This window comes from Mariniluteicoccus endophyticus (assembly GCF_054780035.1).
Window position 1 is genome coordinate 1 of sequence record NZ_BAAGXC010000031.1, and the last position, 20,448, is coordinate 20,448.

General features: G+C 70.8%; 23 protein-coding genes. 12 read left to right on the forward strand and 11 right to left on the reverse strand.

Annotation, left to right across the window (positions count from 1 at the left end; genetic code table 11):
- The first annotated feature begins 103 nt into the window (after positions 1-103).
- Positions 104-487 carry a DUF2809 domain-containing protein gene (locus tag ACYVGD_RS14375; protein ID WP_460744466.1) on the forward strand — a complete coding sequence of 128 codons (384 nt, stop codon included), beginning with the start codon at positions 104-106 and terminating at the stop codon, positions 485-487.
- Here ACYVGD_RS14375 and ACYVGD_RS14380 read toward each other — a convergent pair.
- Genes ACYVGD_RS14380 through ACYVGD_RS14390 form a run of 3 tightly spaced genes read right to left on the reverse strand, consistent with a single transcriptional unit; the run spans position 447 to position 2,489 of the window.
- Complete coding sequence (locus ACYVGD_RS14380; protein ID WP_460744467.1) at positions 447-656, reverse strand: hypothetical protein; 210 nt, start codon at positions 654-656, stop codon at positions 447-449. The two genes, ACYVGD_RS14375 and ACYVGD_RS14380, sit on opposite strands and share 41 nt — an antisense overlap.
- A gap of 19 nt (positions 657-675) precedes the next feature.
- The gene (locus ACYVGD_RS14385) at positions 676-1,314 is read right to left on the reverse strand and encodes a response regulator (RefSeq protein WP_460744468.1); all 639 of its coding nucleotides are present in this window, start codon (positions 1,312-1,314) and stop codon (positions 676-678) included.
- Positions 1,311-2,489, reverse strand: a complete 1,179-nt coding sequence (locus ACYVGD_RS14390) for a sensor histidine kinase (RefSeq protein WP_460744469.1) — start codon at positions 2,487-2,489, stop codon at positions 1,311-1,313. Before ACYVGD_RS14390 ends, ACYVGD_RS14385 begins: the two co-directional genes overlap by 4 nt.
- A 96-nt stretch (positions 2,490-2,585) precedes the next feature.
- Here ACYVGD_RS14390 and ACYVGD_RS14395 point away from each other — a divergent pair, with 96 nt between their 5' ends.
- The 3 genes from ACYVGD_RS14395 to ACYVGD_RS14405 are packed head-to-tail and all read left to right on the forward strand — an operon-like array spanning position 2,586 to position 6,165.
- Positions 2,586-2,786, forward strand: a complete 201-nt coding sequence (locus ACYVGD_RS14395; protein WP_460744470.1) for a hypothetical protein — start codon at positions 2,586-2,588, stop codon at positions 2,784-2,786.
- A gap of 53 nt (positions 2,787-2,839) precedes the next feature.
- Positions 2,840-3,781 (forward strand): DUF808 domain-containing protein, encoded by a 942-nt coding sequence (locus tag ACYVGD_RS14400; protein WP_460744471.1) that lies wholly within the window; start codon positions 2,840-2,842, stop codon positions 3,779-3,781.
- A gap of 56 nt (positions 3,782-3,837) precedes the next feature.
- Positions 3,838-6,165 carry a glycoside hydrolase family 65 protein gene (locus ACYVGD_RS14405; RefSeq protein WP_460744472.1) on the forward strand — a complete coding sequence of 776 codons (2,328 nt, stop codon included), beginning with the start codon at positions 3,838-3,840 and terminating at the stop codon, positions 6,163-6,165.
- Positions 6,166-6,172: 7 nt separating this feature from the next.
- Here ACYVGD_RS14405 and ACYVGD_RS14410 read toward each other — a convergent pair whose 3' ends face one another.
- From ACYVGD_RS14410 to ACYVGD_RS14420, 3 genes are read right to left on the reverse strand one after another with little or no spacing between them, the layout of a single operon-like run.
- Complete coding sequence (locus tag ACYVGD_RS14410) at positions 6,173-6,685, reverse strand: META domain-containing protein (RefSeq protein ID WP_460744473.1); 513 nt, start codon at positions 6,683-6,685, stop codon at positions 6,173-6,175.
- A gap of 25 nt (positions 6,686-6,710) precedes the next feature.
- Positions 6,711-8,108 (reverse strand): protein adenylyltransferase SelO, encoded by a 1,398-nt coding sequence (locus ACYVGD_RS14415; protein ID WP_460744474.1) that lies wholly within the window; start codon positions 8,106-8,108, stop codon positions 6,711-6,713.
- 59 nt (positions 8,109-8,167) lie between these two features.
- Positions 8,168-9,925 carry an oleate hydratase gene (locus ACYVGD_RS14420; RefSeq protein WP_460744475.1) on the reverse strand — a complete coding sequence of 586 codons (1,758 nt, stop codon included), beginning with the start codon at positions 9,923-9,925 and terminating at the stop codon, positions 8,168-8,170.
- Positions 9,926-9,989: 64 nt separating this feature from the next.
- Here ACYVGD_RS14420 and ACYVGD_RS14425 point away from each other — a divergent pair, with 64 nt between their 5' ends.
- Positions 9,990-10,592, forward strand: a complete 603-nt coding sequence (locus tag ACYVGD_RS14425) for a TetR/AcrR family transcriptional regulator (RefSeq protein ID WP_460744476.1) — start codon at positions 9,990-9,992, stop codon at positions 10,590-10,592.
- 58 nt (positions 10,593-10,650) lie between these two features.
- Positions 10,651-11,373 (forward strand): glutamine amidotransferase, encoded by a 723-nt coding sequence (locus ACYVGD_RS14430; RefSeq protein ID WP_460744477.1) that lies wholly within the window; start codon positions 10,651-10,653, stop codon positions 11,371-11,373.
- A 1-nt stretch (position 11,374) separates the two neighbouring features.
- On the opposite strand, the gene ACYVGD_RS14435 is transcribed toward ACYVGD_RS14430, so the two are convergent.
- Positions 11,375-13,732: an ATP-binding cassette domain-containing protein gene (locus ACYVGD_RS14435; RefSeq protein WP_460744478.1), complete on the reverse strand. Its 2,358-nt coding sequence runs from the start codon at positions 13,730-13,732 to the stop codon at positions 11,375-11,377.
- Positions 13,733-13,822: 90 nt separating this feature from the next.
- On the opposite strand from ACYVGD_RS14435, the gene ACYVGD_RS14440 reads away from it, so the two are divergent.
- A complete protein-coding gene (locus tag ACYVGD_RS14440; RefSeq protein WP_460744479.1) occupies positions 13,823-14,344 on the forward strand; it encodes a DUF4870 domain-containing protein in 522 nt (173 codons plus the stop codon).
- 1 nt (position 14,345) lies between these two features.
- Here the strand turns inward: ACYVGD_RS14440 and ACYVGD_RS14445 are convergent, their stop codons facing one another.
- On the reverse strand, positions 14,346-15,137 hold the full coding sequence (locus tag ACYVGD_RS14445; protein ID WP_460744480.1) for an NAD-dependent epimerase/dehydratase family protein: 792 nt from the start codon (positions 15,135-15,137) through the stop codon (positions 14,346-14,348).
- Positions 15,138-15,188: 51 nt separating this feature from the next.
- Here ACYVGD_RS14445 and ACYVGD_RS14450 point away from each other — a divergent pair, with 51 nt between their 5' ends.
- From ACYVGD_RS14450 to ACYVGD_RS14470, 5 genes are all read left to right on the forward strand, one after another.
- Positions 15,189-15,731: a YceI family protein gene (locus ACYVGD_RS14450; protein WP_460744481.1), complete on the forward strand. Its 543-nt coding sequence runs from the start codon at positions 15,189-15,191 to the stop codon at positions 15,729-15,731.
- Between the two features lie 60 nt (positions 15,732-15,791).
- On the forward strand, positions 15,792-15,923 hold the full coding sequence (locus ACYVGD_RS14455) for a hypothetical protein (protein ID WP_460744482.1): 132 nt from the start codon (positions 15,792-15,794) through the stop codon (positions 15,921-15,923).
- 40 nt (positions 15,924-15,963) lie between these two features.
- Positions 15,964-16,341: an SDR family NAD(P)-dependent oxidoreductase gene (locus tag ACYVGD_RS14460; RefSeq protein ID WP_460744483.1), complete on the forward strand. Its 378-nt coding sequence runs from the start codon at positions 15,964-15,966 to the stop codon at positions 16,339-16,341.
- The gene (locus ACYVGD_RS14465) at positions 16,338-17,291 is read left to right on the forward strand and encodes an alpha/beta hydrolase (RefSeq protein WP_460744484.1); all 954 of its coding nucleotides are present in this window, start codon (positions 16,338-16,340) and stop codon (positions 17,289-17,291) included. Before ACYVGD_RS14460 ends, ACYVGD_RS14465 begins: the two co-directional genes overlap by 4 nt.
- A 149-nt stretch (positions 17,292-17,440) precedes the next feature.
- A complete protein-coding gene (locus ACYVGD_RS14470) occupies positions 17,441-17,917 on the forward strand; it encodes a cupin domain-containing protein (RefSeq protein WP_460744485.1) in 477 nt (158 codons plus the stop codon).
- Between the two features lie 216 nt (positions 17,918-18,133).
- On the opposite strand, the gene ACYVGD_RS14475 is transcribed toward ACYVGD_RS14470, so the two are convergent.
- From ACYVGD_RS14475 to ACYVGD_RS14485, 3 genes are all read right to left on the reverse strand, one after another.
- Entirely contained in the window at positions 18,134-18,703 is a 570-nt protein-coding gene (locus ACYVGD_RS14475) for a DUF2231 domain-containing protein (RefSeq protein WP_460744486.1), read from the reverse strand.
- Positions 18,700-19,665 carry an SDR family NAD(P)-dependent oxidoreductase gene (locus ACYVGD_RS14480; protein WP_460744487.1) on the reverse strand — a complete coding sequence of 322 codons (966 nt, stop codon included), beginning with the start codon at positions 19,663-19,665 and terminating at the stop codon, positions 18,700-18,702. The genes ACYVGD_RS14475 and ACYVGD_RS14480 overlap by 4 nt, the downstream gene beginning before the upstream one ends.
- Before the next feature lie 71 nt (positions 19,666-19,736).
- Positions 19,737-20,372 carry a carbon-nitrogen hydrolase family protein gene (locus ACYVGD_RS14485; protein WP_460744499.1) on the reverse strand — a complete coding sequence of 212 codons (636 nt, stop codon included), beginning with the start codon at positions 20,370-20,372 and terminating at the stop codon, positions 19,737-19,739.
- Positions 20,373-20,448: the final 76 nt, after the last annotated feature.

A 20,448-nucleotide genomic window follows, 5' to 3' on the forward strand; every position in this document is an offset into this window, starting at 1 on the left:
GTCGCCGGACAAACACACAGAACCCGTGAGGGCCAACCCTGGTTGGCCCTCACGGGTGTTTTTGCATACCCACATGTTTTGAGGGTGCGGCTAGGTTCGGCACATGCGTGCGCGTCTCGTCCGGGCCCTGTTCTGTGCCATCGTTCTCGGGCTGGCCGGGCGGGCTCTGCCCGGCCTCGTCGGGGACGTGACGGGCAGCATCCTCTACACGGTGGCCGTGGCCCTGGCCGTCGCGCTCGTGCGTCCTGGGTGGGGGGCCGGCGTACCCGCGGTCGTCGGCGTGGTGGTGAGCTGGTGCATCGAGGCCCTCCAGTACGCGGGTCTCGCCGCACGCGCGGCCGCGGCGTTCCCGCCGGCCAGGCTCTTGCTGGGCACGACGTTCGTGGTGTGGGACCTGGCCGCGTACGTGGTCGGGGGACTAGTGGCGTACCCCGTCCTTCGTCTCGTCAGTCCTCGTCCGCGGCCTTCTTCGGCGCAGGGACCGTGAACCCGGTCGTGGGTGCGGTGAAGATGTCGACGCGGGGGGTGTTCGCCGCCGGCTTGGCGGCCTTCGGCTTGTCACCGGGGGCGACGGGGCGTACGGGCTCGCCCATGGCCTTGGTGATGGCCTCCATGATGGGGTTCGAGCCGGGCTTGTGCTTGCGTACCTCTGCCATGTGGCCAAGAGTACGCGGATCAGCGGATGAGTCGACGACGCTTGGCCTCCGCGGTGGCCGCGGTGCGGTTGTCGACGCCGAGCTTGTCGTAGAGACCGACGAGGTGTCCCTTCACCGTCGACTCGGACAGGAACAGCGAGCGAGCGATCTCCCTGTTGGACAGACCTGTCGCCAGCAGCTGGAGGATCTCGGACTCGCGAGCCGTGAGCCCGCCGTCGCCATGGCGTAGCCGGTCCACCACGCGGAGCGAGACCTCGGGGGAGAGCGCTGTCCGGCCCCGGGCGGCGTCCAGAACCGCCGACACCAAGTCGGACGTGGGGGCGTCCTTCAGCAGATAGCCCGTGGCGCCGGCGTCGAGGGCGCCGAAGATGTCCGCTTCGGAGTCGAACGTGGTGAGCACCACGACGCGTACGTCCGGGTGGGCCGACGTGAGCGAACGGGTGGCCTCGACGCCGGACGGGCCGTCACCGAGCTGCAGATCCATCAAAACCACGTCAGGCGTCCGGCCCGCGCGAGTGAGCGAGCCCACGACGACCTCGGCCTCGTGGGCGGAGGCGGCCTCCCCGACCACGGACAGCCGTTCGTCGGCGTCCAAGAGCGTACGAAGGCCCTCCCGCACTACCGGATGGTCGTCGACCAGAACCACGCGTACGCTCATCGTTCCTCCTCGAGCGGGACGGACAGGCTCACCGTGGTGCCCTCTCCCGGACTGCTGTCGACCTCCATGGTGCCCCCGACCTCGGCGAGCCGTCGGCGGAGACCCGTCAACCCAAAGCTGTCCGTCCCCGCAGGCGCCGACGTGTCGAACCCTCGACCGTCATCGGCAATGTCGAGCGTCACGTGGGCGGGCCACCAGGTGAGCGACAGGACGCAGCGCGACGCGCCCGCGTGCTGGACGACGTTGGCGATCGAGGCCTGGGCTCCTCGGTGGAGGGCGGTGATGCGGCGTTCGTCGAGGTGCCGGGCCGGGCCGTCGACTCGGAGCGACACCTCCAGCGGGCGGTGGAGCGCGTCCTGGCGTACGGCGGTGTCGGTGACGAGCCGCTGCAGGGCATCGGTGAGCGACGGGTTCCCCGTCCCCAGATCACGGACGAGCCGGCGGGCGTCGACCAGGTTCTCCCGCGCGGTCGCCTCGATCCCCGCAAGAGCCCCGGCCACGTCGTCGGTCGTGCGGGCGGTGCGGGCCAGCAGCACGATCGAGCCCAGGCCCTGGGCGATCGTGTCGTGGATCTCCCGCGCGAGACGCTCCCGCTCGGCGAGCACGCCGCGAGCCCGCTCGGCCGCAGCGAGCTCGTCCTGGGCGGCGCGTAGCTCCGCCACGAGGGCGCGGTTGCGCTCGGCGTCGCGGCGCAGCTGACCGAACACCGCGTACGCGCCGACCGCCGACAGCGCACCCAGCAGGGGGCCGAGCCACATGCCGACGGGCAGGCCGCGCGCCGCCCCGTCGAGGCGCGCCCGCACCAGCGCCGCCACCACCGACCAGACCACCATCGATCCGACGGCGGCGACGCCCCAGCGGCCGGGGACCACCGACAAGACGAGGAAGAACAACGGGAACGCGACCCACAGGAACCCCTCGGTCATCGCCGAGCCGGCGACCCAGCAAGCCACGAGGGTCGACACCCAGACGAGCCTCATGCGGGCCGTCGCACGCGGCTCGAGGAGCTGGCCGGCGACATAGCCGAGGACCAGAGCCACCGCGAGCACCGTGGCCACCCAGGCCCGCGTCGTGCCGTGGGGGAGCGCGGCGTCCTGCCAGGCGCGCACGACCCCGAGCACGACGAGAACCACGACCGAGACGTGGAGGGCGTGGCGGAGGCTGAGTGTGGGCATGGCCCCACCAGCATCGCACGCATTCGGCGTACGACGCCGCGGTCCCTGAGCTGGGCGGGTGCCGAACCTCCTGACCCCCGTGGCCCAGCTCGTCGGGTGTCAGCCCTGGATCGTCAGGGCGGCCCGCTGATCGTCGGGCTCGACCAGCGGCTGCGGAGGGCCACCGGGGACCGTGCATCGATCCTCTTCTCGGTGAACGCGGTGCTGCGTGTCTGGCCCGCCTTCGACGAGTACGCCCGCCGGGCGGGACACAGGATGCCCGTGTTCGCGCTCGAGGAGCAGCGCAACCACGGCTGATAAGGTCTGCCTCACAGAAATCCCCTTCTACCGCCGAGAAACTGGAGTGTGCCGTGGCCGGTGGACTTGCTGCCCTGCTCGACGACGTGGCGGTCATCGCCAAGATGGCCAGCGCGGCTGGCACCAAGGCGGTCGGCGTGGTCGTCGACGACGCCGCGGTGACGCCCCAGTACGTGCGGGGGTTCTCCCCGGCGCGTGAGCTGCCGATCATCTGGAAGATCGCGCGGGGGTCGCTGGTCAACAAGGCCATCCTCATCGTCCTGCTGCTCCTGCTCGACCACTTCCTGCCGTTCGTGCTCACGCCGCTGCTGATGCTGGGCGGCCTCTACCTGTCGTACGAGGGCGCCGAGAAGCTCTATGAGGCGTTGTTCCACCGCAAGGACGATGCGGCCAGCGAGGCGGTGGCACCGGTGCCCGCCACCGCCGACCCCGAGATGGAGAAGAAGATGGTCAAGGGCGCCATCACCACCGACTTCATCCTCTCGGCAGAGATCATGGTGATCTCCCTCAACACCGTGAACGTCTCCGGCGGTGCCACGATGCCACTGGTCGACAAGACGATCGTCCTGGTCGCCGTGGCCCTCCTCATCACCCTGCTCGTCTATGGCGTGGTCGCCCTCATCGTGAAGATGGACGACGTCGGCCTCCACATGGCCAAGCGTGACAACGAGGGCTCCCAGCGCATCGGCCGCAGTCTGGTGAAGGCCATGCCGGTCGTCCTGTCGATCCTCTCGACGGTCGGCATCGCGGCGATGCTGTGGGTCGGCGGCCACATCCTGCTCGACGGCGCGTACAAACTCGGGCTCAAGGCCCCCTACGACCTCGTCCACCACCTCGAGGCGCCCGCTCATCACGTCGCCGGCGTCGGCGGCTTCCTGGGCTGGCTGGTCAACACGCTGTGCTCCGCCGTCGTGGGCCTCGTCATCGGCGGCATCGCCGTGGCGATCATGCACGTGCTGCCGTTCAAGAAGAAGGACCACGCCGCGGCCCACTGACCACCGCCCGGGCGGGCGGCTGCGGGCAGTGGTTGAAAAGTCGATAAACTTGGGCGATGAACCGAGACGTCGACCCCTGGCAGGTACGCGAGTCCGACCTGGGCGGCGGTGCGGCCGCAGCCGCGTCGGCGCTGACCGTCGCCAACGGCCACCTCGGCATCCGCGGCTCCTTGGACGAGGCCGCCGACGAGGAGTGCCGCGGCACCTTCCTGGCAGGGGTCCACGAGACCCATCCGCTGTCCTACCCCGAGGGCGGGTTCGGTCATCCCGAGACGGGTGAGGCCATGATCCCCGTGGCCGACGGCTCGGCGATCCGTCTGCTCGTCGACGGCGTCCCTCTGGACACCGTCGAGATCGAGCCGTCCGACCACGAGCGCGTCCTCGACCTGCGCGACGGCGTGCTGCGCCGCACCACGACCTGGCGGCTGCCCGCGGCCACGGTGACGCTCCACACCGAGCGGCTCGTCTCCGCGGCCCTGCCCGGTGTCGCCGCCATCCGCTGGCGGGTCGAGACCGAGGCGGCCGTGCGCGTCGGCGTACGCTCCCAGCTCGTCGCCAACGCCGTCACGTCCGTCGTCGACAACGGCGACCCGCGCGTCGAGGAGGCGTTGCGGGCGCCGTTCGAGGCCCTCGCGCACCGGGACGACCCCGACGGGGGTGCATTCGTGCACCGCAGCCGCCGTCGCCGGTTCACCGTCGGGGCGGCCGTGCGCCACCGGTCCGACGGATCCGACGTGCACACCGAGACCCGCGTCGCCCCCGACGAGGTCGTGACCACCTTCACCGCCGACCTGCTCGACGGCGGCGCGCTCGAGGTCGTCAAGGTGCTGGGTTATGCGGTGGCCCGCGACGGCGAGGCAGACGAGATCCTCGAACACGCCAGGGCGGCGGCCGCGGACGCGTACGACCTCGGCTGGGACGAGCTCGTCGGCCGCCAGCGCACCGCCCTCGACGACCTGTGGGAACGTGCCGGCGTCGTCATCGAGGGCGACGACCGCCTGGCGCTGGGTGTCCGGTTCAGCATCTTCCACCTGTGGCAGGCGTCGGTCTGCCTCGACGACGCCCCCCTCGGCGCGAAGGGCCTGACCGGGTCCGGCTACTCCGGCCACACGTTCTGGGACATCGAGGGGTTCGCCCTGCCGGCGCTGTCCTACCTCGATCCCAGCGCCGCCGCACGCCTGCTGAGCTGGCGGTCGGGGACCCTGCCCCAGGCGCGGGAACGTGCGAAGACGCTCCAGGTCGAGGGGGCGGTGTTCGCGTGGCGCACCATCAGCGGGACCGAGGTGTCGGCGTACTGGCCGGCCAGCACGGCCGCCATGCACCTCAACGCCGACATCTCCCGCGCCTACGACTTGTACGCCGCCATCACCGGCCACGACTCTGCCGAGGTCGGCGGGTTCGACGTGCTCGTCGAGACCGCGCGCCTGTGGGCCTCCCTGGGCCGGTTCGACGTCGCCGACCGCTGGCACCTGTTCGGGATGACCGGCCCCGACGAATACACCGGCGCGGTCGACGACAACGTCTTCACCAACCTCATGGCCGCCCGCAACCTCCGCGCGGCCGCCGACGCCGTGACCGCCTCACCGGCCGATGCGCAGCGGCTCGGCGTCACCGACGACGAGGTGGAGCTGTGGCAGCGGGCCGCCGCGCACGTGCACGTCCCCTTCGACGACCATCTGGGCGTCCACCCCGCCTGCACCGGCTTCACCGCCTTCGCCGAGTGGGACTTCGACGAGCTGAACCAGAAGATCCAGGAGAACGCCCACTACTTCACGATCTACCGCCACCAAGTCGTCAAGCAGGCCGACCTCGTGCAGGCGCTGTGGTGGTGCGAGGACGCGTTCACCGCCGAACAGATCGCCCGCGACCTCGACTATTACGAGGCGCGCACCGTCCGTGACTCGTCGCTGTCGTCGGGTGTTCAGGCGGTCGTCTGCGCCCGCGCGGGGCACCTCGACCTCGCGACCGCGTACTGGCGGGAGGCCGCACTGGTCGACCTGCAGGACCTGCAGGGCAACACCGATCAGGGCCTCCACATCGCCTCGCTGGCGGGGGCTTGGCTGGCGATGGTCAACGGGTTCGGCGGCGTACGCGAGCGCGGCGGCGCCGAGGGGCGGCTGCAGCTCGCGCCGCGGCTGCCGAGCGGGCTGACGCGCCTGGAGTTTCGGCTGGCCTGGCGCGACCACCTCGTCGTCGTCGCGATCACCCCCGACGGCGCGACCCTGTCGCTGCCGCACGAGGCCGGCAGCGCCCTCGACGTGCTCGTCGACGGCGAACCCGTCACTCTCGAACCCGGGCGCCGGACGCAGGTGCCGCTGCAGCGGCCGGAACCGCTGCTGCCGACGCCTCGCCAGCCCGCCGGGCGGGCCCCGGAGGGTCGCTGATCGGCCCTCAGCTCTTCTGGGGGATCTGCCCGAAGCGGATGGTCTGGTCGCCGCCCCTGACCTCTAGCGTGATGCCGCCATCGACCAGCTGCCAGGTCGAGCCCTTCGTGAACAGGTCGAGCACCCACGCCTCCTGCTCCATCAGCTTCGGCTCGCACGCCGTGCGGGTCGAGCCGAGCCGGCCGGTGCGTAGCTGGTCGCCGGTGACCCCCAGCTGGCCGGTGTGGGTGTTGCAGCCGGTGCGCAGCCCGAACTGGTCGGCCTCGGGGCGGATGTTGAGCGTCACGGCGCTGCCCTCGACGAGGGTGCGGGGGCCCGTGGTGCCTGTGGAGCGCCAGGTGCCGACGAGCTCGGCGGGGATCGGGGACGGTGCCACGGGGGGCTCCTGGGGGCTGGTAGGGGTCGTCGCGACTGGGCTGGCGGTCGTGGGGCTCGTCGGGGCCGGGGACGCCGGGGTGGTGCAGCCCGCGAGGGCCACAGCGGCGGCGATGCCTGCCAGCGCGCGGATCGAGCGATTCATGTCCTCCACGCTAGGCGACCGTTGGTCACGTGCCGCAGTAGGTCACGTGTGCGCCCTCGCCGGGCTCGAGGAGGTCCTCGTCGCCCGGCCGGGCCGCGAACGGCTCGGTGCAAGCGGTCAGCAGCCGCTTGTACGGTGCGATATCGCCCGCGGTAGCGGCGGACAGCGCCTCCTCGACAAGGTGGTTGCGGGGGATGACGGCCGGGTTGGTCGCAGCCATCGCCGCACGGTCGGGGGCCTGCGCGAGCCAGCGCTGCTCCCAGGCCTCGAACCGGGGCCAGTCGATGACCATGGTGGCGGCGTCGCCGTCGCCCAGGGCGCGGAAGAACCGCGTGTGGTCCACGCGCTCGGCGGTCAGGAGTTCCAGCAGGTCGCGGTTCAGGTCGGGGTCGGGCGTACGCAGGCCGAGCTTCGCGGTCAGCACCCGCGCGTACGCCTCTTCGTAGCAGCCGCCGAACCGGTGTAGGACCTCTGTCGCCGGCTCGACCGCGTCCTGCGGGTCGTCTGCCACGAGCGGGAGGAGCGCCTCGGCCAGCCTGGCGAGGTTCCACTGGGCGATCAGCGGCTGGTTGGCGTACGCGTAGCGGCCCTGGTGGTCGATCGACGAGAACACCGTGGCCGGGTCGAACGCGTCCATGAACGCACACGGACCGAAGTCGATCGACTCGCCCGAGATGGTCGTGTTGTCGGTGTTCATCACGCCGTGGACGAAGCCGACGCCCATCCAGCGTGCGACGAGCTCGGCCTGGGCCCGCGCGACCTCGTCGAGCAGGGCCAGCGCGGGCACGTCGGCGTCCGCGGCATGCGGGTGGTGCCGCGCGATGGCGTGGTCGGCCAAGGCCTGCAGCACCGCGCGGTCGCCGGCGGCGGCCGCGTACTGGAAGGTCCCGACCCGCAGGTGGCTCGACGCGACCCGGCACAGCACCGCCCCGGGGAGCAACGTCTCGCGCGCGACGGACGCGCCGGTCGTGACCACGGCCAGCGCGCGTGTCGTCGGGATGCCCAGCGCGTGCATGGCCTCACCGACGAGGTGTTCCCGCAGCATGGGGCCCAGCGCGGCCAGCCCGTCGCCGCCGCGGGAGAACAGCGTACGCCCCGATCCCTTCAGGTGCAGGTCGTGGCGGCGACCGTGGGGGTCCACGAGCTCGCCGAGCAGCAGCGCGCGCCCGTCGCCCAGCCGCGGCGAGTAGTGGCCGAACTGGTGGCCGGCGTACGCCTGGGCGAAGCCCTCGGCGTGCTCGCCGTGGCCGGTCAGGAAGGCGACCCCGGCGTGCGAGCGCAGCCAGTCGGGGTCGAGGCCCAGCTCATCGGCGAGGTCGTCGTTGACGACGACCGCCTCGGGGGAGGGCCAGTCGGCGGCCTCCCAGCGCAGCGACAGCGCGGGGACGTCGTGGGCGTAGGTGTGCTCGAGCAGGGGCTCCATCGTGCCGAGGATAGGTGACGACGCCCGGCCGTGGACCGGCCGGGCGTCGCGCGTGGGGGTCAGAGCAGGCCCGCGGAGCGGACGAGCTTCCCGATCTGGTTGTCGTCGAGGCGGTCGAGGACGCGGCGGCGCAGGGCGGCCGGTCCGGGCACGTGCACGGGCTCGCCGTCACGCAAGCGGGCCGACGCCTCCAGCAGGGTGCGTACGTCGTAGGTCGAGTTGAAGACCTCCGGGACGCCGCGCTCGACGTCGAGCAGCGTGTAGGCCGCCTCCATGCCGGTGCGCACCGAGTACTCGGTCGTGAAGATGCAGTCGCGGCTGGTTTCGGCGAACTGGCCGATGAACGCGAAGTTCTGGGCGCCCGGCGGGACGACGTCGGGGCGGTCGCCGGCCTTGCGCGGCATGAAGAACGACGTGACGTACGGCATCATCACGGGCACGCACTTCGCACCGGTCGCGGCGAGCTCGGGGATGTCCTCGACGGGGACACCCATGTGGTAGAGCCACTCCTGGGTGATCTCCTCGCCGGTGCACTCCTGGATGGACTTCTTGACGTAGTCGCCGGGGGTGTCGGAGAACAGCGCGTACACCCAGACCACGATCTGGTCGGCGGGCTGCTGCTTGAAGTGGGGCTGGCGGTTGACGGTCCAGCTGAGCAGCCAGCTCGAGTCGCGGGCGGTGACGATGCCGCCGGTGACGACGCGGCCGCTGAACGGGTCGCGCTTGGCGATCTTGCGGATGTATTCGGGGATGCGCTCGTCGAGGGTGGTGACGGTGGCCGACTCCCACTTGGTCTCGTCGATCGACGAGCAGAACACTTCGGGGTGGCCGAACGACGGGTCCTTGCGGGCGATGCGCTTCCACAGGTCCCAGGCGGACGCGGGGCCGCGGTCGAGCTTCGCGGGGGTGTGGTGGTCGCCGTTGTCGGAGTTGTCGACGAGCGATCCGATGGTCATGAGCAGGAGGTCGTCGCGGCCAAGGTCGGTGGCGCCCTCCTCGCCGCGGTGGGTCCAGTGGAAGCGGGTGGCGCGCTTGGTGTCGCCGGCGAACTCGAAGTCGACGTCGGTGACCTCGGTCTCGAACTGGAAGGTGACGCCCTGGTCCATCAGCCAGCGGGTCATGGGCAGGACGAGCGACTCGTACTGGTTGTATTTGGTGAACTTCAGCGCGCTGAAGTCTGGCAGGCCGCCGATGTGGTGGACGAAGCGGTGGAGGTAGAGCTTGAACTCCAGGGCCGAGTGCCACTCCTCGAAGGCGAACATCGTGCGCCAGTAGAGCCAGAAGTTCGAGTCGAGGAAGTCGCGGCCGAGGACCTCGTCGATGCGCTTGCCCTCCATCTCCTCGCGGGTCGCGAGGAAAACCTTGGTGAGCTCCTTCTGGGCCTTGGGCGTCAGATCGAACTTCCCGTCGGTGTGGGCGTCCTGGCCACGGTTGACGGTGGCGCGCTGCAGCGAGTAGTTCGGGTCGTCCTTGTTGAGCCAGTAGAACTCGTCGAGGACGGACGCGCCCTCGATCTCGAGCGAGGGGATCGTGCTGAAGCAGTCCCACAGGCACTCGAAGTGGTCCTCCATCTCACGGCCGCCGCGGATGACGAAGCCGCGCTCGGGCTCCTTGATGCCGTCCAGCGCGCCTCCGGCCAGCTTGAGCTTGTCGAGGATGGTGATGTTCTCGCCGGGCACGCCGGCGTCGCGGATCATGAACACCGCCGACGACATGGAGGCCAGTCCGGCTCCCACGAAGTACGCGTGCTTGTCGGCGGCACCGTCAACGGGACGGGGACGTGCGAGGGCCTCGTAGTTGCCTGAGCTGTAGTACATTTTGACTCCTTTGAGTTGGCTCAATATTGAGTGTACTCGAAATCGAGTCGGATACAATCCTTTGGTGATCACTCAGCAACCCCTTGGACGACGCGAGCGCGCCAAAGCGGAGAAGCGCGCCAAGATCCTCGCCGCCGCGCGGCGCCTGATCGCCGAGAAGGGGTACGCGGCCATGACCATGGCCGACGTGGCGAAGGCGGCAGACGTCGCGGCGGGCACGGTGTTCCAGTACGCCGCCACCAAACCCGAGCTGTTGATGATGGTCTCCGCCGACTACTGGCGGCAGTCAGCCGCGAACGCGCGTACGCGCGAGCCGTCCGGCGACACCGAGCAGGACATCCGTGCACTCGTGCGACCGGTCGTCGACGTGTCCCTGGAACGTCGGGAGGTCGCGACGTGGGTCGCCCGCGAGCTGATCTTCGGGGCGCCCGGGCCGCACCGCGCCGAGGTGCTGTCGATCCTCGATGAGCTCGAGGGCAAGATCGCCCGCGTCATCGCCGCCGACGGCGTGCCCTCGGCCCGCGCCGACGCCGCCGCCCGGCTCATCGTGTCGGGCACGCTGGTCGAGCTGAACCGCGTTCGCGAGGGACGCAAGGACCCCGCGGCCGCCGTGGCCGGACTGGACGAGCTCGTGGGGATCGTCGTCCGGGGCGCCGCGGCCCCGTGAGCGTCCACCGCCGGATGCCTGGCGGCATCACCTGTCCCGAGGCGGGATGATGGGCGGCATGTCCCGCCCGTTCCTGCTGGTCGGCACCCGCGCCGACGACGACATCGCCGATGCCGAGCACGAATCGTTCGTGCGTTTCATGGGCGTGCCCGCCGCGCGGCTGCACCGCGTACGGCTGGAGCAGGAGCCGCTCGACGTCGACCTCGACGCGTACGCCGGGATCGTGGTCGGCGGCAGCCCGTTCAACGCGTCCGATTCGGAGAAGTCACCGCTGCAGCAGCGCGTCGAGCGCGACCTGGGCCGGATGCTCGACGAGGTCGTCCGCCGTGACCTGCCGTTCTTCGGTGCCTGCTACGGCGTGGGCACGCTCGGCGCCCACCAGGACGCGGTCATCGACCGCACGTACGGCGAGGCACCCGGCGCGGTGACGATCATGCTCACCGACGAAGGCGTGCGCGACCCGCTGTGCGCGCACCTGCCGTCGCGGTTCGACGCGTTCGTCGGCCACAAGGAGGCCGTGCGTACGCTGCCGCCCCACGCGGTGCTGCTGGCCACCGGTGAGCGGTGCCCGGTGCAGATGTTCCGCATCCGCACGAACCTGTACGCGACGCAGTTCCACCCCGAGCTCGACGCCGTCGCACTGGCCGAGCGCCTGCGGGCGTACCGCGACCACGGCTACTTCGAGCCCGACGAGCTCGAGCGGCTCATCGCCGAGGCGAACGCCGCCGACGTCGCGAAGGCGGGACTGCTGCTGGCGGCGTTCGCGGAACGCTACGGCTGACTCAGGCGCCGACGTACTCGGCCAGGTGCTGGCCGGTCAGCGTCTCCTTCCCGGCGACGAGATCGGCCGGCGTACCCTCGAACACCACGCGACCACCCTCGTGACCGGCGCCCGGGCCGAGGTCGATGATCCAGTCGGCATGCGCCATGACGGCTTGGTGGTGCTCGATGACGATGACGGTGCGGCCGTCGTCGACCATCCGGTCGAACAGGCCGAGCAGGCCCTCGACGTCGGCGAGGTGCAGGCCAGTCGTCGGCTCGTCGAGCACGTAGATCCCGCCCTTGCTCGCCATCTGCGTGGCCAGCTTGATGCGCTGGCGCTCACCGCCGGACAGCGTGGTCAGCGGCTGGCCCAGCCGCAGGTAGCCCAGGCCTACGTCGTTCATGCGCTCCAGGATCTTCGCCGCGGCCGGCGTCTTCGCGTCGCCGGAGCTGAAGTACGCGAGCGCCTCGGTGACCGGCAGCGCCAGCACCTCGGCGATGTTCTTGTCACCCAGCCGGTATTCGAGGACCTCCGGCATGAACCGCTTGCCCTCGCACGCCTCGCACGGCGTCGTCACGCCCGACATCATCGCCAGGTCGGTGTAGATCACGCCATTTCCGTTGCACACCGGGCACGCGCCCTCGGAGTTCGCCGAGAACAGCGCCGGCTTCACCCCGTTCGCCTTCGCGAACGACTTGCGGATCGGCTCAAGCAGCCCCGTGTAGGTCGCGGGGTTGGACCGGCGCGACCCCTTGATCGCCGTCTGGTCGACGGTGATGATGTCGTCGGAGGGCAGGTTCGCGTGGATCAGCGAGCTCTTGCCCGAGCCGGCCACGCCCGTCACCGCGACGAGCACGCCCGTGGGCACGTCCACGTCGACGTCCTGCAGGTTGTGGGTCTTCGCCCCGCGGATCTCGAGCCTGCCGGTCGGCGTACGCACCGTCTCCTTCACGTGGACGCGGTCGTCCAGGTGGCGGCCGGTCACCGTGCCGGAGGACCGCAGGCCCTCGACCGTGCCCTCGAAGCAGATCTCGCCGCCCGCCGTGCCCGCGCCGGGACCGATGTCGACGACGTGGTCGGCGATGGCGATCATCTCGGGCTTGTGCTCGACGACCAGCACGGTGTTGCCCTTGTCGCGCAGCTCCAGCAGCAGCTGGTTCATCCGCTGGATGTCGTGCGGGTGCAGGCCCGCTGACGGCTCGTCGAACACGTACGTCACGTCGGTCAGCGACGAGCCGAGGTGGCGGATCATCTTCGTACGCTGCGCCTCACCACCCGACAGCGTGCCCGCCGGCCGGTCGAGCGACAGGTAGCCCAGACCGATGTTCACGAACGAGTCGAGCGTGTGCGACAGCGAGGCCAGCAGCGGGCGTACCGACGCGTCGTCGATGCCGCGTACCCACTCGGCCAGGTCGGAGACCTGCATGCGGCAGGCGTCGGCGATCGAGATGCCGCGTACCTTCACCGACCGCGCCGTCTCGTTGAGGCGCGTGCCGTCGCAGTCGGGACACGTCTGGAACGTCACCGCACGGTCGACGAACGCGCGGATGTGGGGCTGCATCGCGTCCTTGTCCTTCGACAGGATCGACTTCTGCAGCTTCGGGATCAGGCCCTCGTAGGTGAGGTTGATGCCGTCGACCTTCAGCTTGACGGGCTCCTTCCACAGCAGGTCGTGCAGCTCGCGCAAGGTGTAGTCCTTGATCGGCTTGTCGACGTCGAAGAAGCCGGACCCCTTGAAGATGCGGCCGTACCAGCCGTCCATCGAGTATCCGGGCACCTTGAACGGGCCCTCCTCGAGCGACTTCTCGCGGTCGAACAGCTCGTCGTGGTCGAGCTCGGTGACATGGCCCATGCCCTCGCAGCGGGCGCACATGCCGCCGTTGACCTGGAACGTGCGCTTCTCCGAGATCGTCTTGTCGCCCTTCTGGACCGTCATCGCCCCACCGCCGGAGACCGTCGGGACGTTGAACGAGAACGCGTTCGACGGGCCGATCTGCGGGTCGCCCAGGCGGCTGAACAGCAGACGCAGCATCGCGTTGGCGTCGGTCGCCGTGCCGACGGTCGAGCGCGGGTTGGCGCCCATCGGCTCCTGGTCGACGATGATCGCCGTCGTCAGGCCCTCCAGGCGGTCGACCTCCGGGCGGCCCAGATTCGGCATGAAGCCCTGCACGAACGCCGAGTAGGTCTCGTTGATCAGGCGCTGGGAGTCGGCCGCGATGGTGTGGAACACCAGCGAGCTCTTGCCCGAGCCGGAGACGCCGGTGAACACCGTCAACCGGCGCTTGGGAATGTCGACCGACACGTCCTTCAGGTTGTTCTCGCGCGCACCGATCACCCGGATGAGATCGTGGGAGTCGGCGGGATGGGTCGTTCTCATGGTGTCTCCTCGCTGGTCTGACGTGAACGCTACCGGGCTGACGCGGCGTCCGGGCCAGCAGGAGGACCAGGGGTCGATAGGGTCGGCGCCATGTCGCTTCCCCCTCCCGGTCAGCAGCCTCCCGGTCAGCCGTACGCGGGGCCGCCGCAGCAGGCTGGCCAGCCGCAGATGCCGTACGGCCCGCATGCGTACACGCGGCCTGTCGTGGTCCCGGCGGCTTCTACTGGCGCGATCTCGTGGTGGGCCGGCCTGCTTGTGTTCGCCCTGGTGCCGTTCCTCAGCTCCGTCGTCGCCGGGGCGGTCATGGTGGTCGTGGGCCGCAGCCAGAAGGGCAAGGGACCGGTGGCGGTCGAGATCGGTCGGGGCGCCGCGAACTGGGGCCTCACCTACCTGATCGCGACGGTGCTGCTCGTCGGCACCCACTTCGTGCTGCTGTTCACCCTCGCGGGCGACCGCCCCAGCCCGTACGCGGACTCCTTCTTCCCGATCGGCATCCCCATCACGCTCTGGCTCGTCGTCACGCTCGCCCACATCGTGGTGTCGATCGTCGGGGGCGTACGCGCCGGTGGCGGAAGGCCGACGCACGTCGGCATCCCGTTCTTCAGGGCCTGAGTCACTCGCTCGGGCACCAACCGAGCACGCGCTCGGCGCGGCGTACGTCGAACAGCCCAACGCCACCCGCCAGGTCGCCACGGCGCTCGGAACCGGGGGAGAACCGGTCGAGCAGCTCGACGGTGGGCGTCTCGCTCCATGTGCGGTCGGCCGCGACCACGCACACCTCGTAGCGCTCGCGCTCGCCGCCCGGTGCCAACCCCAGCACGCACGCCCGCGCCGCGTCGGCCAGCGACACGTAGCCCCAGAGGTTCTTCGTCTCGGTCGCCTCGTCCAGCCCCAGCGACTCGCGCTCGCCGGGCGCCATGATCCAGTGGAACCGCAGCGCGGTGACGGTCATGCCGCGGCGCGCGAACATCTGCCCCATCCGCTCCACGAAGTCCTTGGTGAGGGCGTACGCGTCGACGTACTGCAGCGGGCTGTCCTCGTCGACGGGCACGTACGGCTGCCGCAGCTCCGCCGGGCCCCAGGCCGTGCCGTAGATGGACCCGCTGGAGGCCAGAACCGCGGTGCGGATACCGGCCGCGTACGCCTCCTCGAGGGCGTTGAACGTCGTCATCGTATTGGTCCGCACGAGGTCGGCAGGCGCCACGTCCTCCGGCGAGGGGACGCCCGCACAGTGGACGACCGCGTCGCAGCCGCGCATCGAGGCGCGGACGGCCGCCGGGTCCTCGAGGTCGACTTGCGGGGTGCCGCGCACGTCGGCGGCCACCACCTCGTGGCCCTCGGCGCCCAGCTGGCGGCGAACCTCGCCGCCCAGTTTGCCTTCGGTCCCGCTCACCCAGATCTTCATGGGACCGACCCTAGTGACCGGCTCCTGAGGGCCGACCCGCACGATGGAGCCATGACTCCGATGACTGGAACCTATGAGCTCGGCCCCGACTCCGGTGACCTGCTGCTGCACACCACGTGCGAGGGCGCGATGGCGAAGATGGGTCACGACCTGACACTCGTCGTCGATCGGTGGCACGGCACGCTGGCGGTCGGTGAGACCCCGGCGGATTCGTCGCTGCGCGTCACGGCCGACCTCGACTCGATCCGCGTGCGCGACAGCTCCGGCGGCGCGAAGCCCGTCTCCGACTCCGACCGCGCCCAGATCGAGAAGAACGCCCAGTCCTCGCTCGGCGTCGCCGCCAACCCCGAGTTGGCGTTCACCTCCACCGCCGTGGACGGCACGTGGGAGTCCGGCCGCGTCGAGGGCCCGCTGACACTCAACGGTCGCAGCGAGCGCCAGGAGCTCGCCGTGACCGGCGACGGCACGACCTTCACCCTCACCGGTGACATCTCCCAGAAGCGGTTCGGCATCAAGCCCTTCAGCGCCATGATGGGCGCGCTCCGCCTCGGCGACACCGTGGCCGTCGAGGTGACGGTCGAGCTCGAGGGCTGAGACCGACCGTTGCGTCAGGCGGGCGGCCCACCCGGGTGGTCGGCGACGTAGCGTGCAGAGGTGACGACCGACGCAGCCCCGACCCATCCCGCCGGTGTCGGCATCGGCACGCTCTTGCGGCTCATCTACCTCGGCACCGGCATCGGCCCGTTCGTCATCACCGCCCTGGTCGAGCCGCTCGGCTTCCGGTAAGCCCTGCTCGTCGGCGCCGTGCCTCGTCTAGCGTTGGCCCATGCGCACCGATCCGACCAGTCCCTCCCGCGGCGTCCTTGTCACCGGCTCCTCGCGGGGCGCCGGCGCTGCCATCGCCCGCGCGCCCGCGTATGGTGCGAGCAAGGCCGGCCTGCACGCGCTCGGCCAGTCGATGGCGCTCCAGCTTGGCCGTCACGGGATCGCCGTGACCAGCGTGGCGCCGGGGTTCATCGAGACCGACATGGCCGGCGCCCACCTCGACGGCGAGCTCGGCGACGCCACGCGCGGGCAGAGCCCTTTCGGCCGAGTCGCTCGCCCCGAGGAGATCGCCGATGCCGTCGTGGCGCTCGCCAGCCCGGCCGCCGAGTGGGCATCGGGTGCGGTGATCGACCTCAACGGCGCGAGCCATCTGCGATGAGCGACGCCCCCGCGCCGCGGCGCGGCATCCCCCGCTCCGCACTCGTCCTCCGCCTGGTCATCGGCGTCTCGGCGGTGGCGGTGCCGCTGGCCGTCGCCGTGCTGCTCGGCGGTGCGCTGGTGGCGGGCCACCCGGCATACCCCGCCCTGCTCGCCGTGGTCGCGGTCACTGGCATCCTCACGCTCGCCCGCGCACGCCGACCCGGGAAGGACACGACCGCCGCGCTCGTCCGCCGCGTCCTCGGGGCGGTGCTGGCGGTCGCCGTGCTCGGGATCACCGTCTGGCTGCGCCCCCTGCCCGCCTCCGCGCAGGCCGCGGACATCGCCGCCCGCGGCACCCGGGCAGTGCAGGTCTCCGCGGACACGACGACGATCACGCTCACGCCCTCCGACGGCAACGCCTCGGTCGGGCTGGTGTTCCAGCCCGGTGCCAAGGTCGACCCGCGGGCCTACCTGCCGCTGCTGGAGCGGCTCGCCGCCCAGGGCTATCTGGTGGTGGTCGTGAAACCGCCGCTGGGCATCGCCTTCCTTGCCGCCGACGCGCCGGACGCGATCCGGCGTACGCACCCCGAGGTCTCCCGCTGGGTCGTCGGCGGCCACAGCCTCGGCGGTGTCGTCGCTTCTGCGTACGCGGGCAAGCACGAGGACGTACGCGGCCTGCTGCTGTGGGCGTCGTACCCCGCCGCGTCGGTCGCCGACCGCAGGGACCTGGAGGTAGTCTCCGTCTCGGGCAGCAACGACCGCCTGAGCACTCCCGCGAAGATCGACGCCAGCCGGGCCGCACTGCCGCCGACCGCGCAGATCGTCCGCGTCGAGGGTGCGAACCACGCCTGTTTCGGCCAGTACGGCGTGCAGCCCGGTGACGGCCGACCCGGCGTCGACCGGACGGCGGCCGAAAACCAGGTCGTGATGGCGAGCCTCGCGCTCGTGCGCGACGTCGCCGGGACCTGACGGCCCCGTGACCCGCGTGCGCGGGGTCGGTGGGGGCAAGCCTCGCCGTCGGCGGGCCTTGCTGCGGCCTCCGGCCGCCGTTCGACTGACCCCGCGCGGGAATGTCGGAGCCGTCTGGTTGGCTGGAGGGGAAGAGGAAGGGAGCCCCCATGAAGATCAACGACAACGGCCCGAAGCCGAACGCATTCGACATCGAGACCGCCACCAAGGAGAACGAGAATTACCGCACCACGGCGTGGACCGGCAAATACCTGCAGGTCACGCTCATGTCCATCCCCGTCGGCAAGTCGATCGGCCTCGAGGCCCATCCCGAGACCGACCAGTTCCTGCGCCTCGACGCGGGTCAGGGCAAGTGTGTGATGGGCCCGAGCGAGAACGACCTCGACTTCGAGCAGGAGGTCTCCGACGGCTGGTCGATCCAGGTCCCGGCTGGCATGTGGCACGACGTCATCAACACCGGCGACGAGCCGATGCAGCTCTACGCGGTGTACGCGCCGTCCCACCACGCCCAGGGCATCGTCCAGGCGACCTTCGAGGACGCCGAGGCCGACGAGGAGTCCGGCAAGGACGTCCCGCCAGAGTGGACCGTCCAGCCCGGTGAGGGCCAGGAGGACCAGCACGCCTGACAGGCGAGACAGAAGGGCCCGGCGCACTCGCGCCGGGCCCTTTTTCTGCTCGGTGGCACATCTCGATATCGGCCGAATCGAAAGGGGGCGTACCTCACGCCTCGCCGGGCGCGGCAACCGTTCTGGAAAAGCGAGAGCTGATACTGCGATATCCCGTATGGCAATCTGTTATTCATTGGAAATAACGTGGGCTCCCGTTGCCGCGCGCGCGGGCTGTCACCATGCGGGGTGGGCCTCCGGCTCGTCCAGGGCGGGGTCGCGCGTGCCCACGTGCCGGGCGACGGCCAGGTGGCCACCCAGAAGGCCGGCGGCGCCGACGAGCCCCATGGCGGCGGCCGACAGGGCCAGTGCCCTGCCGCGATCTCCGCGGCGGCGGGCCAGCCATGACGCCGCCTGCAGCGCCACGCCCGCGCCGTTGGCTGCGGCGTGGACGACGCCCACACGCTTCTCCCGCGTGCCAGCCTCCGCGAGCTCCGCCCACCCGGTGAGTGCGGCCGGCACCGCTGCGGCGATGCCGATGCCCTGCAGGAGTTCGGCTGAACGCCCGCCCTCGTCGACGCCGGTGGCATCCAGGGCGAGGGCGCTCATCCACGTGCCCATCGGCACCTCGATCAGGAGCGGGTGAACGGCATGGCTCAGCCAGCGGCCCTGCAGCGCGTCCTTCACGAGCGGGCGTTCCGTCAGCGCGGACATCAGCGGCCGGGCCGCGTCGACGCCCCGGTCGAGCACCCGGGCATCCTCGAGCTTCAGCAGGAGCGGGGTAAAAGGGCTGGTGCGACGTCTCATCGTGACTCCTCGGCAGGGTTCTCGTTGGTGCGGCGGGCCATGCGGTCGCCCAGTGTCGTCAGCCCGTTGACGACGCGGGAGCCGAGCCGCTCCCGGGCGACTTGGCCCTCGACGGTCTCGGAGCTCTCGCCCGACGGGAGGAGGCGCGCGGCCAGTCCCAGCAGGCTCGCCGTCGTGCCTGGCAGCACCCCTTGGACCGCCGAAGCGACGCGGGTCAGCGGGGAGATCGGCACCAGGGCGCGGCCGGCCAGCGTGCCGTCGACGATCTGTCGGGCCGCCACCTCCCCGTCGACCGAGACCAGTGGCAGCGACGCGCCCGGGGCGAACCAGGCGTACTCCTTGGCGGCGTCCCCGAAGAACCTGGCCTTCAGGTGGGAGCCGGTGCGCATGAGCCACGGCGTCACCGTCGTGACGGTGACGCCCGTGCCCGACGTCGCCGCGCGCAGGCCCTGGCTGAACCCGTACGCGCCGAACTTCGCGGTCGAGTAGGGCAGCAGGTGGGGGACGCTGACCATCCCACCCACCGAGGTGATGGTGGCGACTCGGCCGTGACGGCGCTCGCGCATACGGGGCAGCACGGCCAACGCGACGTTGATCGGGCCCCACAGCATCACGTCGATCGCCTCCTCGAAGTGGGCGTGTGTCACCGCCTCAGGCGGCCCGACCTGGATGTTGCCCGCGACGTGGATCGAGGTGTCGATGGGCCCGAGCTCGGTCTCGATGCGCTCCACCATGTCCAGCACCTCGGCCTCGTCGGAGACGTCGCAGGCGTACGCGGTGGCGCGTACGCCGTCCTCGGCGAGCATGCGTACGGCCTCATCGAGCGAGCCCTGGCTGCGGGCGCACAGGGCGACGTGGTGGCCGCGGCGGCCGAGCTCGCGGGCGATCAGCAGGCCCAGACCGCGGCTGGCGCCGGCCACGAGCGAGACGGGCGCGGTACGCGCGTGGGAGTCAGTGGTCATGGGCGGTCCTTCCAGAAAACAAGTCGACAAAATCAGTGTCGACGGTCCAGCCGGTAAGGGCAAGGGGCGACTCAGATCACGTAGCGGGGGTAGGTCCTCTTCGCCGCGTCCGCCGTCGCGAGGTCGATGTCGACGGTCACGAACGGCTGGTCCTCGCTCGTCGTCGCCAGCACCTGTCCGTCGGGGTCGACGACCCAGCCGAGCCCGCCGTGGTCGATGGCTCCGCCACCGGGGATCCAGTGGTTGGACGACAGGCACCACGCCCCCGCGCTCACCGCCGCCGCGCGTCCGCCGGCCAGCCACTTGTCGCGGGACTCGTGGGGGGTCGCGCGCGGGGCGAGCAGCAGCTGGGCGCCGGCACGGGCGTACTCGCGGGCGTGCTCGAAGAACCACATCTCCGTGCAGATCTGCACGCCCGCGCGCGCCCCGGCGACGTCGAAGATCTCGAAGCTGGTCGGCCCGGCCGCATACCAGGTGGCCTCCCAGTAGCCGGGCTCGTCGGGCAGGTAGCGCTTGAGGTGCACGTCGCTCAGCCGACCGGCCTCGAGGGTGTACGCGGCGTTGTGGAAGCGGCCCTCGCGCTCGATGGGGCGCGTCCCAGCGAAAGCCGGGGCCTGAGCCTCAAGGTCGATCGCAGGGATGACGGTCGATACTTGGTAACCCTCGAGGCGGAGCCAGTATTTGTTGTCGGTGACGACAGTTTTGATGCCGACCTACTGATGGCTCTTTCGCTGGTCGGTGAAGGGATCAGGGGTACGCCCGTTCCCCGCCCGTCTGAATTGA

Bases quoted from the DNA above. Each gene is read 5' to 3' on its own strand.
- ACYVGD_RS14375 (WP_460744466.1), top strand. From the start codon at position 104: ATGCGTGCGCGTCTCGTCCGGGCCCTGTTCTGTGCCATCGTTCTCGGG.
- ACYVGD_RS14380 (WP_460744467.1), bottom strand. From the start codon at position 656: ATGGCAGAGGTACGCAAGCACAAGCCCGGCTCGAACCCCATCATGGAG.
- ACYVGD_RS14385 (WP_460744468.1), bottom strand. From the start codon at position 1,314: ATGAGCGTACGCGTGGTTCTGGTCGACGACCATCCGGTAGTGCGGGAG.
- ACYVGD_RS14390 (WP_460744469.1), bottom strand. From the start codon at position 2,489: ATGCCCACACTCAGCCTCCGCCACGCCCTCCACGTCTCGGTCGTGGTT.
- ACYVGD_RS14405 (WP_460744472.1), top strand. From the start codon at position 3,838: ATGAACCGAGACGTCGACCCCTGGCAGGTACGCGAGTCCGACCTGGGC.
- ACYVGD_RS14410 (WP_460744473.1), bottom strand. From the start codon at position 6,685: ATGAATCGCTCGATCCGCGCGCTGGCAGGCATCGCCGCCGCTGTGGCC.
- ACYVGD_RS14415 (WP_460744474.1), bottom strand. From the start codon at position 8,108: ATGGAGCCCCTGCTCGAGCACACCTACGCCCACGACGTCCCCGCGCTG.
- ACYVGD_RS14420 (WP_460744475.1), bottom strand. From the start codon at position 9,925: ATGTACTACAGCTCAGGCAACTACGAGGCCCTCGCACGTCCCCGTCCC.
- ACYVGD_RS14430 (WP_460744477.1), top strand. From the start codon at position 10,651: ATGTCCCGCCCGTTCCTGCTGGTCGGCACCCGCGCCGACGACGACATC.
- ACYVGD_RS14435 (WP_460744478.1), bottom strand. From the start codon at position 13,732: ATGAGAACGACCCATCCCGCCGACTCCCACGATCTCATCCGGGTGATC.
- ACYVGD_RS14440 (WP_460744479.1), top strand. From the start codon at position 13,823: ATGTCGCTTCCCCCTCCCGGTCAGCAGCCTCCCGGTCAGCCGTACGCG.
- ACYVGD_RS14445 (WP_460744480.1), bottom strand. From the start codon at position 15,137: ATGAAGATCTGGGTGAGCGGGACCGAAGGCAAACTGGGCGGCGAGGTT.
- ACYVGD_RS14450 (WP_460744481.1), top strand. From the start codon at position 15,189: ATGACTCCGATGACTGGAACCTATGAGCTCGGCCCCGACTCCGGTGAC.
- ACYVGD_RS14460 (WP_460744483.1), top strand. From the start codon at position 15,964: ATGCGCACCGATCCGACCAGTCCCTCCCGCGGCGTCCTTGTCACCGGC.
- ACYVGD_RS14465 (WP_460744484.1), top strand. From the start codon at position 16,338: ATGAGCGACGCCCCCGCGCCGCGGCGCGGCATCCCCCGCTCCGCACTC.
- ACYVGD_RS14470 (WP_460744485.1), top strand. From the start codon at position 17,441: ATGAAGATCAACGACAACGGCCCGAAGCCGAACGCATTCGACATCGAG.
- ACYVGD_RS14475 (WP_460744486.1), bottom strand. From the start codon at position 18,703: ATGAGACGTCGCACCAGCCCTTTTACCCCGCTCCTGCTGAAGCTCGAG.
- ACYVGD_RS14480 (WP_460744487.1), bottom strand. From the start codon at position 19,665: ATGACCACTGACTCCCACGCGCGTACCGCGCCCGTCTCGCTCGTGGCC.